Source organism: Citrobacter sp. wls714 (assembly GCF_005281025.1).
Lineage (GTDB): Bacteria > Pseudomonadota > Gammaproteobacteria > Enterobacterales > Enterobacteriaceae > Citrobacter > Citrobacter werkmanii.
This window is the reverse complement of record NZ_SZWZ01000105.1, coordinates 189,653-202,789: the sequence shown is the minus strand read 5'-3', so window position 1 is coordinate 202,789 and position 13,137 is coordinate 189,653. Positions and strand designations below refer to the sequence as shown.

Here is a 13,137-nt window from a genome sequence, read left to right as displayed (position 1 = left end):
AAATGCCAGCTTTCGCTAACCAGGACAGGCAATAATCTGTAAATATGTTGGGTTCAGGGCTAAATTGAGCGCCAAACTCTTCGATCAACGAGGCAATAGTAAAGGATGAATCAATGGGGCAGTCTGTGGCGAATCTAGTCGATATGCGCGATGTCAGCTTTTCCCGAGGCGACCGCTGCATCTTTGATAATATTTCCCTGACGGTACCGCGCGGTAAGGTGACGGCGATCATGGGGCCATCAGGCATCGGCAAAACGACGCTGTTGCGTCTGATTGGCGGACAGATCCCTCCGGATAAGGGCGAGATCCTGTTTGACGGCGAAAACGTCCCGGCAATGTCCCGTTCGCGTTTATTTACCGTACGTAAGCGCATGAGCATGCTGTTTCAGTCTGGTGCGCTGTTTACCGACATGAACGTGTTTGACAACGTCGCGTATCCGCTACGCGAGCATACAACGTTGCCGGCGCCATTGCTGAAGAGCACGGTGATGATGAAGCTTGAGGCCGTTGGTCTGCGGGGCGCGGCAAAATTAATGCCTTCTGAATTATCCGGTGGGATGGCACGCCGCGCCGCGTTAGCACGCGCCATCGCGCTGGAACCTGACCTCATTATGTTTGACGAACCGTTCGTCGGCCAGGACCCCATTACTATGGGCGTGCTGGTGAAACTGATTTCGGAACTGAATAGTGCGCTGGGCGTCACCTGTGTGGTGGTGTCCCATGATGTGCCTGAGGTGCTGAGTATTGCAGATTACGCCTATATTATGGCGGACAAAAAAATAGTGGCCTACGGTAGTGCTCAGGCTCTGCAAGAAAATGCCGACCCGCGCGTACGTCAGTTCCTTGACGGTATTGCTGATGGGCCGGTTCCGTTCCGTTACCCGGCGGGCGACTACCACATCGATTTACTCAAAACAGGGAGTTAAGCCACCCATGTTGTTAAATGCGCTGGCATCACTCGGACATCGAGGGATTAAAACCCTCAGGACGTTCGGGCGAGCCGGATTAATGTTGTTCAATGCGGTTATTGGCAAGCCGGAGTTTCGCAAACATGCGCCGTTGCTGATACGCCAACTCTATAATGTCGGTGTCTTATCGATGCTGATCATTATTGTTTCTGGTGTGTTCATCGGTATGGTGCTGGGGTTGCAGGGATACCTGGTTCTGACGACCTACAGCGCGGAAACCAGCCTTGGCATGCTGGTGGCGCTGTCATTGTTACGTGAGCTGGGGCCGGTTGTTGCGGCGCTACTGTTTGCCGGGCGCGCCGGATCGGCCTTAACCGCAGAGATTGGCCTGATGCGGGCAACCGAACAGCTCTCCAGTCTGGAAATGATGGCCGTCGATCCACTGCGTCGGGTGATCTCTCCGCGTTTTTGGGCTGGTGTCATTTCATTACCGCTGTTGACAGTTATTTTTGTCGCGGTAGGGATCTGGGGCGGTTCGCTGGTTGGCGTAAGCTGGAAAGGTATTGATGCAGGCTTTTTCTGGTCGGCGATGCAAAATGCCGTCGACTGGCGTCTGGACCTGGTCAACTGTCTGATTAAAAGCGTGGTGTTCGCCATTACGGTCACCTGGATTGCATTGTTCAATGGTTATGATGCGATCCCGACCTCCGCCGGCATTAGCCGGGCAACGACACGCACCGTTGTGCACGCCTCTCTCGCCGTTCTGGGGCTGGATTTTGTGCTCACCGCACTGATGTTTGGGAATTGAGTTCATGCAAACGAAAAAAAATGAAATTTGGGTCGGGTTATTCTTACTGGTTGCGCTGCTGGCTGCGCTGTTTGTCTGCCTGAAAGCAGCGAATGTTACCTCAATGCGTACTGAGCCGACTTACACGATTTATGCGACCTTTGATAATATCGGCGGCCTGAAAGAACGCTCTCCTGTGCGGATTGGCGGGGTGGTGGTTGGACGTGTATCGGATATCTCGTTAGATCCGAAAACGTATCTGCCGCGCGTGACGCTGGAAATCGAATCGCGTTTTAACCATATTCCAGACACCAGTTCACTGAGCATCCGTACTTCCGGCCTGCTGGGCGAGCAGTATCTGGCATTGAACGTCGGTTTTGAAGATCCTGAGCTGGGAACGTCTATCCTCAAAGATGGCGGTACGATTCAGGACACGAAATCCGCGATGGTGCTGGAAGACATGATTGGTCAGTTCCTTTACAACAGCAACAGTAAAGGTGATGACAATAAGAATTCTGGCGATGCGCCAGCCGCAACTGAAGGCAATAATGAAGCCACTACGCCTGCGGGCGCAACGAAATAATCTCAGGAGAATCGACGTATGTTTAAACGATTGATGATGGTGGCAATGCTGATCATTGCCCCCCTTAGCGCGGCAACCGCAGCGGATCAGACTAACCCGTACAAATTGATGAATGAGGCGGCGCAGAAGACCTTTGACCGCCTGAAAAACGAGCAACCTAAAATCCGCGCAAACCCGGATTACCTGCGCGATGTTGTCGATCAGGAATTGTTGCCATACGTACAGGTTAAATACGCCGGTGCGCTGGTCCTGGGCCGCTACTACAAAGAAGCGACCCCGGCACAGCGTGACGCCTATTTCGCCGCCTTTCGTGAATACCTGAAGCAGGCTTACGGTCAGGCGCTGGCAATGTACCACGGTCAGACCTATCAGATTGCCCCTGAGCAGCCGCTGGGTGATGCGACCATCGTGCCTATCCGCGTGACTATTATCGATCCGAATGGCCGTCCTCCGGTTCGTCTGGATTTCCAGTGGCGTAAAAACTCGCAAACCGGTAACTGGCAGGCGTATGACATGATCGCCGAAGGCGTAAGTATGATCACCACCAAACAGAATGAGTGGAGCGATCTGCTGCGTACCAAAGGTATCGATGGCCTGACGGCACAGCTGAAATCTATTTCTCAGCAGAAAATTACCCTGGAAGAGAAAAAATAATGACGCAGTCACTCACCTGGATGCGTGAAGCTGACAAGCTGGTGCTGGTGGGAGAGCTGGATCAGGACGTGTTAAATCCATTATGGGATGCACGAGTTGAGGCGATGCAAGGGGTAACTTGCATCGACCTGAACCAGGTTTCCCGGGTGGATACCGGTGGTCTGGCGTTACTGCTGCACTTGATCGATCAGGGCAAGCAGCAGGGGAACAGCGTTTCGCTCGCTGGCGTTAACGATAAAGTTTACACGCTGGCGCAGCTTTACAATCTGCCCGACGACGTCCTTCCGCGTTAATTTTTTCAGGCTGGATAAGGCCTTGTGCCTACATTCAGCACCCCCATCACAGGGGATCTGCCACCAAAGCCTTGTCTGATTTATCAGCGAGGCTTTTTGCTTATTTATGACAGCGCCACTTTGCTCTAAGATGTTGGGCTGTTTTCACTATCTGACGAATGAAGAGCCCATGGAAAATAATGAAATTCAGAGCGTGCTGATGAATGCACTCTCCCTCCAGGAAGTCCACGTTTCTGGCGACGGCAGTCACTTTCAGGTTATTGCCGTGGGTGAGATGTTTGAAGGCATGAGCCGGGTCAAGAAACAGCAATCGGTCTATGGCCCGTTGATGGAATACATTGCGGACAACCGCATTCATGCTTTGTCGATTAAAGCGTTTACCCCAGCGGAATGGGCGCGTGATCGCAAACTTAACGGTTTTTGAGCTACGGGTGATGTGCCGGTAGCGAAGATAAATTCTTAACAGAGAACAGAATAATGGATAAATTTCGTGTTCAGGGGCCAACGAAGCTCCAGGGCGAAGTCACAATTTCAGGCGCTAAAAACGCTGCACTGCCGATCCTTTTTGCGGCGCTGCTGGCGGAAGAACCTGTAGAGATCCAAAACGTCCCGAAACTGAAGGACGTTGACACCTCCATGAAGCTACTGAGCCAGTTGGGGGCGAAAGTTGAGCGTAATGGTTCCGTGCACATTGATGCGCGTGACGTTAACGTCTTCTGTGCACCGTATGATCTGGTAAAAACCATGCGTGCGTCTATCTGGGCGCTCGGACCGTTGGTTGCTCGTTTTGGCCAGGGTCAGGTTTCACTGCCGGGTGGTTGCACCATCGGCGCGCGTCCGGTTGACCTGCACATTACCGGTCTGGAGCAGTTAGGCGCGACGATCAAGCTGGAAGAAGGCTATGTGAAGGCGTCCGTTGATGGTCGTCTGAAAGGCGCGCACATCGTCATGGATAAAGTGAGCGTCGGTGCGACGGTCACTATTATGTGTGCGGCAACACTTGCTGAAGGCACCACTATCATCGAAAACGCCGCGCGCGAGCCAGAGATCGTCGATACCGCGAACTTCCTGATTACGCTGGGCGCGAAGATCACTGGCCAGGGCACCGATCGTATTACCATCGAAGGCGTTGAACGTCTCGGCGGTGGTGTTTATCGCGTTCTGCCAGACCGTATTGAAACCGGTACTTTCCTGGTGGCGGCGGCGATTTCTCGCGGCAAAATTATCTGCCGCAATGCACAGCCGGACACGCTGGATGCCGTCCTGGCGAAGCTGCGTGATGCGGGTGCGGATATCGAAGTCGGCGACGACTGGATTAGCCTCGACATGCACGGCAAGCGTCCGAAGGCGGTCAATGTGCGCACTGCGCCGCACCCGGCGTTCCCGACCGATATGCAGGCCCAGTTCACGCTGCTGAACCTGGTGGCAGAAGGGACGGGCTTCATCACGGAAACCGTGTTTGAGAACCGCTTCATGCACGTGCCTGAGCTGAGCCGTATGGGCGCTCACGCGGAAATTGAAAGCAACACCGTGATTTGCCACGGCGTGGAAACGCTCTCTGGCGCACAGGTGATGGCGACCGATCTGCGTGCATCTGCAAGTTTAGTGCTGGCAGGTTGTATTGCTGAAGGTACGACGGTGGTCGATCGTATTTATCACATCGATCGCGGCTATGAGCGCATCGAAGATAAACTGCGCGCGCTGGGCGCAAACATTGAGCGTGTGAAAGGCGAGTAATCATCAACGCCTATTGTAACCCCCAGGTCTTTGGGCCGGGGGTTACTGCTTAATGTTCATTCAGGATTCTTTTTCCCTCTCGGTCCCCTCATCATCCGTGTTCTGTCGATGAATTCATGCGTTTTCGCATCGTGATAGCGTGACGGCCAAATCACCCAAGGGTCAGTTCCCAGTGCCTGGGCGATAATCAACTCACCTTTTGGCCATGGTCGTGTTAACGCATTTGCCAGCGTTGATGAACTCAATCCATTTTTACGTGACTCAGCGGCCATTGAGGTCCCTTTTTTGCGCAGCCCGGCGATGATGTCGGCCGGATGCCAGTCAATCAGCTTGCTTTCCATAAATTCATCTCTCCTTGGGTTAATGACTTACGGTTCCACGATCGGTTGTGGTGACACTATAACTCCCAAAGAACAAATATTCTAAAATGTTCATGTAAAGTGTGTATATATTCGGAATATACCAAGATTGTGCGTAACACACTGGGAAGTGGAAAAGATTTATAGGAATTTATAAGAATATCCCGTGCGGGGCACGGGATGATGGGGGATTGAGGGCAGGGGAATTAGCGGTCGCGCTGTACGGCGATATGCGCCAGACCAATCAGCGCTTCTCTCCATGGCGTATCAGGCAACACCTGCAACGCGGCGATGGCTTTATCGGCTTCTTCTTCCGCCCGCTGTCGGGTCCACTCCAGTGAGCCACAGGCGTTCATCGCTTCCAGAACCGGCTCCAGAAGGTGACGACCGTTACCTTGCTCAATGGCCTGGCGGATCATCTGCGCTTGTTCTGGAGTGCCGTGGCGCATGGCATGCAGCAGCGGTAGCGTCGGTTTACCTTCGTTAAGGTCATCGCCGACGTTTTTACCCAGTTGCTCGCCATCTGCGCTGTAATCCAGTAAATCGTCAATTAACTGAAACGCAGTCCCGAGATAACGGCCATAATCCTGCAACCCTTTCTCTTGTTCTTCGCTGCAGCCAGCCAGAATACCTGAGCATTGGGCTGCGGCTTCAAACAAACGCGCCGTCTTGCTGTAGATGACGCGCATATAGTTTTCTTCGGTGATGTCCGGGTCGTTGACGTTCATCAACTGCAGAACTTCACCTTCTGCGATGACGTTGACCGCTTTCGACATAACTTCCAGTACTTTCAGCGAGCCGAGGCTGGTCATCATCTGAAATGCGCGGGTATAGATAAAATCGCCGACCAGCACGCTGGCCGCATTACCAAACGCCGCATTTGCTGTGGCTTTTCCGCGTCGCATATCAGACTCATCCACAACATCGTCATGCAGCAGGGTTGCGGTGTGGATAAACTCGATGAGAGCCGCAATCGTAACGTGCGCATTTTCCTGGTAACCAACGGCACGTGCTGCAAGTACTGCGATCATTGGGCGAATGCGTTTTCCGCCGCCGCTCACGATGTAGTACCCTAACTGATTGATCAACTGGACGTCGGAATTGAGCTGTTCAAGGATTGTCGCATTGACCCCCGCCATATCTTGCGCGGTTAACTCATTGATTTTTTCTAAATTCATCGCAAAAGCCGGGCTTCTCGCCCCGATTACCTCACTGTATGGCGAGGTAACGTCGGGTTCAGGGTTATAAATATATGCTGATTGTACTGAAAAAACGCCGTAGATAAACGTTACCGTACGTGTTGTGTTTTTTTTCTTCATGTATTGACGGTAGCACTTGTCAAAGGCTCGCGTTTTGCGTAATATTCGCGCCCTATTGTGAATATTTATAGCGCACTCTGAATCATCAAAAAGGTGTGCGCGGAAGCGGAGTTTTTTATGTACGCGGTTTTCCAAAGTGGTGGTAAACAACACCGAGTAAGCGAAGGTCAGACCGTTCGCCTGGAAAAGCTGGACATCGCAACTGGCGAATCTGTTGAATTCGCTGAAGTTCTGATGATCGCAAACGGTGAAGAAGTCAAAATCGGCGTTCCTTTCGTTGATGGCGGCGTTATCAAAGCTGAAGTTGTTGCTCACGGTCGTGGCGAGAAAGTTAAAATCGTTAAGTTTCGTCGTCGTAAACACTACCGTAAGCAGCAGGGCCATCGTCAGTGGTTCACTGATGTGAAAATCACTGGCATCAGCGCTTAAGTTAAGGGGAGCAGATTAAATGGCACATAAAAAGGCTGGCGGCTCGACTCGTAACGGTCGCGATTCAGAAGCTAAACGTCTGGGCGTAAAACGCTTCGGCGGTGAAACAGTTCTGGCTGGTAGCATCATCGTTCGTCAACGTGGTACTAAATTCCACGCTGGCTCCAACGTTGGTTGCGGCAAAGACCACACTTTGTTTGCTAAAGCAGACGGTAAAGTGAAATTTGAAGTGAAAGGCCCGAAAAACCGTAAATTCATCAGCATCGTTGCTGAATAAGTTTTTCGCGTCCCGGTAACGGATAAAAGCCCCGCAACACGTTGCGGGGCTTTTTACATTCGACGGCCGGTAAATATGCTCGTCGCGCCGTGATAAACCGGAAACGAGCCCTTGCAGGGAATACGGCATGAAGCAGCAGGCAGGCATTGGTATTCTGTTAGCACTCACGACTGCAATATGTTGGGGCGCTTTGCCAATAGCAATGAAGCAAGTGCTGGAGGTGATGGAGCCTCCTACCGTGGTGTTCTACCGTTTTTTAATGGCAAGTATTGGCCTTGGCGCTATCCTTGCGGTTAAAAAAAAGCTCCCCCCGTTGCGCATTTTTCGCAAAGCGCGTTGGTTGGTGCTGTTGGCAATAGCCACCGGTGGGCTGTTCGGTAACTTCATTCTGTTTAGTTCATCTTTGCAATACTTGAGCCCAACGGCTTCGCAGGTTATTGGCCAACTGTCACCGGTTGGTATGATGATCGCAAGCGTCTTTATCCTGAAAGAAAAGATGCGCGGCACGCAGGTGATTGGCGCCATTATGCTTCTGAGCGGCCTGGTTCTGTTTTTTAATACCAGTCTAATCGAAATTTTTACCCGACTCACCGATTACACCTGGGGCGTTATCTTTGGTGTCGGTGCGGCGATGGTTTGGGTGAGCTATGGGGTCGCGCAAAAGGTGTTATTGCGCCGTCTGGCGTCACCGCAGATCCTGTTTTTACTGTACACTTTATGTACGATAGCGTTGTTGCCGCTGGCTAAGCCCGGCGTCATCACGCAGCTCAGCGACTGGCAGCTGGCCTGCCTGGTATTCTGTGGCCTGAATACGCTGGTGGGATACGGCGCTCTCGCGGAAGCGATGGCGCGTTGGCAGGCTGCACAGGTAAGCGCCATTATTACGCTTACCCCGCTGTTTACGTTGTTATTTTCAGATTTATTATCACTGGCCTGGCCCGATTTCTTCGCCAGACCGATGCTAAACCTTTTAGGTTATCTCGGTGCGTTTATCGTGGTTGCGGGCGCGATGTATTCCGCCATTGGTCATCGAATTTGGGGCGGTTTACGTAAGCATGAAACGGTGGTTTCGCAACCCCGCTCAGGCGAATGATTTACGGAGAGTAAAATGAAGTTTGTTGATGAAGCATCGATTCTGGTCGTTGCAGGTGATGGCGGTAATGGTTGCGTGAGCTTCCGCCGTGAAAAATATATTCCAAAAGGCGGCCCGGACGGCGGTGATGGCGGTGATGGCGGCGACGTATGGATGGAAGCCGACGAAAACCTGAACACGCTGATCGATTACCGTTTTGAAAAATCTTTCCGTGCGGAACGTGGTCAGAATGGCGCGAGCCGCGATTGCACCGGTAAACGCGGTAAAGACGTTACGATTAAAGTGCCTGTCGGTACGCGCGTTATCGATCAGGGCACCGGCGAAACCATGGGCGACATGACGAAACATGGTCAGCGTCTGATGGTCGCTAAAGGCGGCTGGCACGGCCTGGGTAACACCCGTTTCAAATCCTCGGTCAACCGTACTCCGCGTCAGAAAACGATGGGGACACCGGGTGATAAGCGCGATCTGTTGCTGGAACTGATGCTGCTGGCGGATGTCGGTATGCTGGGTATGCCAAATGCCGGTAAATCGACGTTTATCCGTGCGGTATCCGCGGCGAAGCCGAAAGTTGCCGATTATCCGTTCACCACCCTGGTACCAAGCCTGGGCGTGGTACGTATGGATAACGAAAAGAGCTTCGTCGTGGCTGACATTCCGGGGCTGATTGAAGGCGCGGCTGAAGGCGCGGGCCTCGGTATTCGCTTCCTGAAACACCTGGAACGTTGCCGCGTGCTGCTGCACCTCATCGATATCGATCCAATTGATGGCTCCGATCCGGTAGAAAACGCCCGTATTATTATTGGCGAACTGGAAAAATACAGTCAGGATCTGGCGTCTAAACCTCGCTGGTTAGTGTTCAACAAAATTGATTTGCTGGACAAGGCCGAAGCGGAAGAGAAAGCGAAAGCGATCGCTGAAGCGCTGGGCTGGGAAGGTAAATATTACCTGATCTCCGCCGCCAGCCAGTTGGGCGTGAAGGATCTGTGCTGGGATGTGATGACCTTTATCATTGAGAACCCGATTGTTCAGGCTGAAGAAGCAAAACAGCCAGAGAAAGTTGAGTTCATGTGGGATGATTATCACCGCCAGCAGCTCGCTGAAGTCGAAGACGAAGCGGAAGATGACTGGGATGACGATTGGGACGAAGACGACGAAGAAGGCGTTGAGTTCATCTACAAACGTTAATCTCGTAACCGGATGGCGCTTACGCTTATCCGGCCTACAAAAGCCAACGGGCCGCATTTGCGGCCCGTTTTCTATCAGTTATTCTGATAAATATCCTTGTACAACCGGCTCTCAAAGCGAACCAGCGGAATACGACGATTACGCTGATCAGCCGGCTCTACCGCATAACCCGACAGATACTGCACAAATGCCATGCGCTGACCGCTTGCCGTGGTGATGAAGCCTGCGAGGTTGTAGACGCCCTGTAGCGAGCCTGTCTTCGCCGATACTTTGCCATCCACGCCAGCCTGATGCAGGCCCGCACGGTATTGCAGGGAGCCGTCATGCCCCGCCAGCGGCAGCATAGTAATAAAGTTCAGCTCGTTATCGTGCTGTGCGATGTATTGCAGCACCTGCATCATGGTCGCTGGGGCAATCAGGTTATGGCGGGAGAGGCCAGAACCGTCGGCGATAATGGTGTTGCCGATATCAACGCCCGCTTGCTGACGCAAAATCTGGCGTACGGCATCGGAACCTGCCCGCCAGGTGCCCGGGACGTTAAATCGTGCATGGCCAATCATGCGGAAAACGGTATCGGCGATCATGTTGTCTGATTTTTTCAGCATAATCTTAAGCAGGTCATGCAGCGGCGCTGACTGTTTGCTGGCAACCACGGTTCCCGGTTCGTTGACCTGCGTCTGGCGCAGCAGCGTGCCGCTGTAAGTGATACCCGCTTGTTTTAGCTCATCTTTAATAATCGCCCCGGCATAGCTGGCACCGTCCTGAATGGCGAACGCCAGCGGCAGCGGGTCGGCGCGTTGAGGTAGGCATCCGGTCAGCGTGAAGCGGTTGAGATCGCCTGGAACCACGTCCAGTTCACAATATTGCGCTTCGGCAGAGCCACGCGCGAGGGTTCGCACCTGGCTGAACATGGTGACCGGGTAGTAGGATGCCACGCGAATAAATGCCAGATCGTTCGGTTTTTGCGCGCTGTAGAGCGAAATCGAGAAACAGTTGCGATCGACAATGGCTGCGGCTGGCGGGGCGCTAAAACATTGCGTCATGTCGTTCCAGGGCCAACCGGGGGCTTTATCATGACTGGCGAAAATAGAGGTGTCGATCAGAACATTTCCGGCAATTTGCGTCACACCCGATTTTTTCAGGGTCGTCACCATATTGCGAACATCCTGGCGTTTTAGCGTCGGATCGGCACCAAATCGCGCCACTAAGTCGCCTTTCAAGATGCCGCCTTCCACGTTGCCTTTCGTCTCAAGCGTGGTGGTAAAACGGAAGTCAGGCCCGAGCTGAATCAACGCCGCCAGCGCGGTGATCACTTTCTGGGTACTGGCGGGGAGCGCCATCTGCTGGCTATGAAAATCAATAGCGGGTGCAGGTGCGCCAACCTTCTGTACCATAAGGGCGAGGTTGGCCCCGGCAGGAAGCTGGTTGATGTATTCGTCGACATTCGCAGCCTGAACGCTGAACGCTATACTGGCAGTCAATCCAATGGTAAATCTGGGAAATCGCATAATCTCGCGCTAACAACCTGGAAACAGGTCGTCATACTACGGCGCAACGCCCTAAAAAGTAAACGATGACCCATAGGGAACTCCAGGGTAAAATGATCATCAAATAGAGAATTGTAGCTGACCTGGGACCTTGAGCCCCGGGTCGGTATTTTTTTGCTTCTGACTCTGGCATGGCGTATGCCAGGGTGGGCTTAGCAGCCGGGGTGAGAACCATCGCCCCCTACAGGAATGTTCAAGAGGTATAACAAATGCAAGCTATCCCGATGACCTTACGTGGTGCTGAAAAACTGCGCGAAGAGCTGGATTTTCTGAAATCTGTGCGCCGTCCTGAAATTATCGCCGCTATCGCGGAAGCGCGTGAACACGGTGACCTGAAAGAGAACGCGGAGTATCACGCGGCTCGCGAACAGCAGGGATTCTGCGAAGGACGCATTAAAGATATCGAAGCTAAACTGTCCAATGCGCAGGTGATTGACGTCACAAAAATGCCGAACAATGGTCGTGTTGTTTTCGGCGCGACGGTTACCGTTCTGAATCTCGATAATGACGAAGAGCAGACCTGGCGTATTGTTGGTGATGATGAAGCTGATTTTAAACAGAACCTGATTTCAGTGAACTCGCCTATTGCTCGTGGCCTGATTGGCAAAGAGCAGGATGACGTCGTCGTTATCAAAACGCCGGGCGGTGAAGTTGAATATGAAGTAACGAAGGTCGAATACCTGTAATTCGCATCTTGGTTAAGATGTTGATACATTGTAAAGAAAGGAAAAAGGCCGCATAGCGGCCTTTTATCAACGAAGAGAGCGTGGCATTTTGCTCTCCTGCTAGCGGAAAACCCCGCGTTTTACACAAACTTCGTGTGCGACTTTGGGATATTCTTAGCGTGGCAGCGAGATTTTACGTTCTTTAGTCGGGCGATACAGTACCAGCGTTTTGCCGATGACCTGTACATTGCAGGCGCCGGTTTCGCGTACGATAGCTTCCACGATCAAGGTTTTGGTATCGCGATCTTCCGAGGCGATTTTCACCTTGATAAGTTCATGGTGCTCTAGCGCTTGTTCAATCTCGGCCAGTACCCCTTCGGTCAAACCATTATTGCCAAGCATAACTACCGGCTTGAGCGGATGTGCCAGACCTTTCAGGTGCTGTTTTTGTTTAGTACTCAGATTCATCGTATATTTTTGCTTACGTTGGGATTGAAAACGGGTCATTCTACCGCCATCTCCCATATATCACCAAATAGCTGTGTAGAAATTTACACCATTGGTTACGATGAACTGCCCTTTGGGAATGTGAAATGACAGGTAAAAAGCGTTCTGCCAGCTCGAGTCGCTGGCTTCAGGAACACTTTAGCGATAAATATGTTCAACAGGCGCAGAAAAAGGGGTTACGTTCCCGTGCCTGGTTTAAACTTGATGAAATACAGCAAAGTGACAAAATTTTTAAACCGGGGATGACGATTGTTGATCTCGGCGCTGCACCGGGTGGCTGGTCGCAATATGCGGTTACGCAGATCGGCAACAGCGGCCGCATTATCGCTTGCGATCTTTTACCTATGGATCCAATCGTTGGTGTGGACTTCCTTCAGGGCGACTTTCGTGATGAATTAGTCCTGCAAGCGTTACTTGAACGCGTAGGTGACAGTAAAGTACAAGTTGTCATGTCTGATATGGCGCCAAATATGTGTGGAACACCGGCGGTGGATATTCCCCGGGCCATGTATCTGGTAGAGCTGGCGCTTGGAATGGCTCGAGATGTTTTAGCGCCAGGTGGTAGTTTTGTAGTGAAGGTGTTCCAGGGCGAAGGCTTCGATGAGTATCTAAGAGAGATTCGCTCCCTGTTTACGAAGGTCAAAGTTCGTAAGCCGGACTCTTCTCGCGCCCGTTCGCGTGAAGTGTATATTGTAGCGACCGGGCGTAAACCATAACCGGTAGATTTCAAACGAAAGTTTGAAAGAAACTGGATATAGAGTATCCTGACGCTGTTTTTAACACAGTTGTAA

17 protein-coding genes are annotated in these 13,137 nt (G+C 52.2%); 13 read left to right on the top strand and 4 right to left on the bottom strand.

Features of this window, described 5'->3' with window-relative positions; translation table 11 throughout:
* Positions 1–113 precede the first annotated feature (113 nt).
* The 7 genes from mlaF (at position 114) to murA (ending at position 4,962) form a co-directional block, all read left to right on the top strand.
* On the top strand, positions 114–926 hold the full coding sequence (gene mlaF / locus FDX11_RS24100) for a phospholipid ABC transporter ATP-binding protein MlaF (RefSeq protein WP_003828749.1): 813 nt from the start codon (positions 114–116) through the stop codon (positions 924–926).
* Between the two features lie 7 nt (positions 927–933).
* The gene (gene mlaE, locus FDX11_RS24095; RefSeq protein WP_061382521.1) at positions 934–1,716 is read left to right on the top strand and encodes a lipid asymmetry maintenance ABC transporter permease subunit MlaE; all 783 of its coding nucleotides are present in this window, start codon (positions 934–936) and stop codon (positions 1,714–1,716) included.
* A gap of 4 nt (positions 1,717–1,720) precedes the next feature.
* Positions 1,721–2,278 carry an outer membrane lipid asymmetry maintenance protein MlaD gene (mlaD, locus tag FDX11_RS24090; RefSeq protein ID WP_047026392.1) on the top strand — a complete coding sequence of 186 codons (558 nt, stop codon included), beginning with the start codon at positions 1,721–1,723 and terminating at the stop codon, positions 2,276–2,278.
* 18 nt (positions 2,279–2,296) lie between these two features.
* Entirely contained in the window at positions 2,297–2,932 is a 636-nt protein-coding gene (mlaC, locus tag FDX11_RS24085) for a phospholipid-binding protein MlaC (protein ID WP_038634253.1), read from the top strand.
* Positions 2,932–3,225, top strand: a complete 294-nt coding sequence (gene mlaB, locus FDX11_RS24080) for a lipid asymmetry maintenance protein MlaB (protein WP_042311286.1) — start codon at positions 2,932–2,934, stop codon at positions 3,223–3,225. The genes mlaC and mlaB overlap by 1 nt, the downstream gene beginning before the upstream one ends.
* A gap of 169 nt (positions 3,226–3,394) precedes the next feature.
* On the top strand, positions 3,395–3,649 hold the full coding sequence (gene ibaG, locus FDX11_RS24075) for a BolA family iron metabolism protein IbaG (RefSeq protein ID WP_032940719.1): 255 nt from the start codon (positions 3,395–3,397) through the stop codon (positions 3,647–3,649).
* Between the two features lie 53 nt (positions 3,650–3,702).
* Entirely contained in the window at positions 3,703–4,962 is a 1,260-nt protein-coding gene (gene murA, locus FDX11_RS24070) for a UDP-N-acetylglucosamine 1-carboxyvinyltransferase (RefSeq protein ID WP_006687871.1), read from the top strand.
* 56 nt (positions 4,963–5,018) lie between these two features.
* Here the strand turns inward: murA and sfsB are convergent, their stop codons facing one another.
* Complete coding sequence (gene sfsB / locus FDX11_RS24065; RefSeq protein ID WP_042311284.1) at positions 5,019–5,303, bottom strand: DNA-binding transcriptional regulator SfsB; 285 nt, start codon at positions 5,301–5,303, stop codon at positions 5,019–5,021.
* A gap of 224 nt (positions 5,304–5,527) precedes the next feature.
* Entirely contained in the window at positions 5,528–6,499 is a 972-nt protein-coding gene (gene ispB / locus FDX11_RS24060; protein ID WP_003025033.1) for an octaprenyl diphosphate synthase, read from the bottom strand.
* 258 nt (positions 6,500–6,757) lie between these two features.
* Here ispB and rplU point away from each other — a divergent pair, with 258 nt between their 5' ends.
* The 4 genes from rplU to cgtA all read left to right on the top strand — a co-directional run bounded on the left by rplU (position 6,758) and on the right by cgtA (position 9,627).
* Complete coding sequence (gene rplU / locus FDX11_RS24055) at positions 6,758–7,069, top strand: 50S ribosomal protein L21 (RefSeq protein ID WP_003025032.1); 312 nt, start codon at positions 6,758–6,760, stop codon at positions 7,067–7,069.
* A gap of 19 nt (positions 7,070–7,088) precedes the next feature.
* Positions 7,089–7,346, top strand: coding sequence for a 50S ribosomal protein L27 (rpmA, locus tag FDX11_RS24050; RefSeq protein ID WP_003025030.1), 258 nt, complete (start codon positions 7,089–7,091; stop codon positions 7,344–7,346).
* Between the two features lie 127 nt (positions 7,347–7,473).
* Positions 7,474–8,439 (top strand): DMT family transporter, encoded by a 966-nt coding sequence (locus tag FDX11_RS24045; protein WP_006687874.1) that lies wholly within the window; start codon positions 7,474–7,476, stop codon positions 8,437–8,439.
* 15 nt (positions 8,440–8,454) lie between these two features.
* Entirely contained in the window at positions 8,455–9,627 is a 1,173-nt protein-coding gene (gene cgtA, locus FDX11_RS24040; protein WP_038634240.1) for an Obg family GTPase CgtA, read from the top strand.
* A 74-nt stretch (positions 9,628–9,701) separates the two neighbouring features.
* Here the strand turns inward: cgtA and dacB are convergent, their stop codons facing one another.
* On the bottom strand, positions 9,702–11,135 hold the full coding sequence (gene dacB / locus FDX11_RS24035; RefSeq protein WP_137398641.1) for a serine-type D-Ala-D-Ala carboxypeptidase: 1,434 nt from the start codon (positions 11,133–11,135) through the stop codon (positions 9,702–9,704).
* 248 nt (positions 11,136–11,383) lie between these two features.
* Here dacB and greA point away from each other — a divergent pair, with 248 nt between their 5' ends.
* A complete protein-coding gene (gene greA, locus FDX11_RS24030; protein WP_003025019.1) occupies positions 11,384–11,860 on the top strand; it encodes a transcription elongation factor GreA in 477 nt (158 codons plus the stop codon).
* Positions 11,861–12,013: 153 nt separating this feature from the next.
* On the opposite strand, the gene yhbY is transcribed toward greA, so the two are convergent.
* Positions 12,014–12,307, bottom strand: a complete 294-nt coding sequence (gene yhbY / locus FDX11_RS24020) for a ribosome assembly RNA-binding protein YhbY (RefSeq protein ID WP_003025016.1) — start codon at positions 12,305–12,307, stop codon at positions 12,014–12,016.
* A 125-nt stretch (positions 12,308–12,432) separates the two neighbouring features.
* On the opposite strand from yhbY, the gene rlmE reads away from it, so the two are divergent.
* Positions 12,433–13,062, top strand: coding sequence for a 23S rRNA (uridine(2552)-2'-O)-methyltransferase RlmE (gene rlmE, locus FDX11_RS24015; protein ID WP_006687879.1), 630 nt, complete (start codon positions 12,433–12,435; stop codon positions 13,060–13,062).
* Positions 13,063–13,137: the final 75 nt, after the last annotated feature.

What these genes read in the sequence shown, in the direction of transcription:
- mlaF (WP_003828749.1), top strand. Translation starts at nt 114, where the DNA reads ATGGGGCAGTCTGTGGCGAATCTAGTCGATATGCGCGATGTCAGCTTT.
- mlaE (WP_061382521.1), top strand. Translation starts at nt 934, where the DNA reads ATGTTGTTAAATGCGCTGGCATCACTCGGACATCGAGGGATTAAAACC.
- mlaD (WP_047026392.1), top strand. Translation starts at nt 1,721, where the DNA reads ATGCAAACGAAAAAAAATGAAATTTGGGTCGGGTTATTCTTACTGGTT.
- mlaC (WP_038634253.1), top strand. Translation starts at nt 2,297, where the DNA reads ATGTTTAAACGATTGATGATGGTGGCAATGCTGATCATTGCCCCCCTT.
- mlaB (WP_042311286.1), top strand. Translation starts at nt 2,932, where the DNA reads ATGACGCAGTCACTCACCTGGATGCGTGAAGCTGACAAGCTGGTGCTG.
- ibaG (WP_032940719.1), top strand. Translation starts at nt 3,395, where the DNA reads ATGGAAAATAATGAAATTCAGAGCGTGCTGATGAATGCACTCTCCCTC.
- murA (WP_006687871.1), top strand. Translation starts at nt 3,703, where the DNA reads ATGGATAAATTTCGTGTTCAGGGGCCAACGAAGCTCCAGGGCGAAGTC.
- sfsB (WP_042311284.1), bottom strand. Translation starts at nt 5,303, where the DNA reads ATGGAAAGCAAGCTGATTGACTGGCATCCGGCCGACATCATCGCCGGG.
- ispB (WP_003025033.1), bottom strand. Translation starts at nt 6,499, where the DNA reads ATGAATTTAGAAAAAATCAATGAGTTAACCGCGCAAGATATGGCGGGG.
- rplU (WP_003025032.1), top strand. Translation starts at nt 6,758, where the DNA reads ATGTACGCGGTTTTCCAAAGTGGTGGTAAACAACACCGAGTAAGCGAA.
- rpmA (WP_003025030.1), top strand. Translation starts at nt 7,089, where the DNA reads ATGGCACATAAAAAGGCTGGCGGCTCGACTCGTAACGGTCGCGATTCA.
- FDX11_RS24045 (WP_006687874.1), top strand. Translation starts at nt 7,474, where the DNA reads ATGAAGCAGCAGGCAGGCATTGGTATTCTGTTAGCACTCACGACTGCA.
- cgtA (WP_038634240.1), top strand. Translation starts at nt 8,455, where the DNA reads ATGAAGTTTGTTGATGAAGCATCGATTCTGGTCGTTGCAGGTGATGGC.
- dacB (WP_137398641.1), bottom strand. Translation starts at nt 11,135, where the DNA reads ATGCGATTTCCCAGATTTACCATTGGATTGACTGCCAGTATAGCGTTC.
- greA (WP_003025019.1), top strand. Translation starts at nt 11,384, where the DNA reads ATGCAAGCTATCCCGATGACCTTACGTGGTGCTGAAAAACTGCGCGAA.
- yhbY (WP_003025016.1), bottom strand. Translation starts at nt 12,307, where the DNA reads ATGAATCTGAGTACTAAACAAAAACAGCACCTGAAAGGTCTGGCACAT.
- rlmE (WP_006687879.1), top strand. Translation starts at nt 12,433, where the DNA reads ATGACAGGTAAAAAGCGTTCTGCCAGCTCGAGTCGCTGGCTTCAGGAA.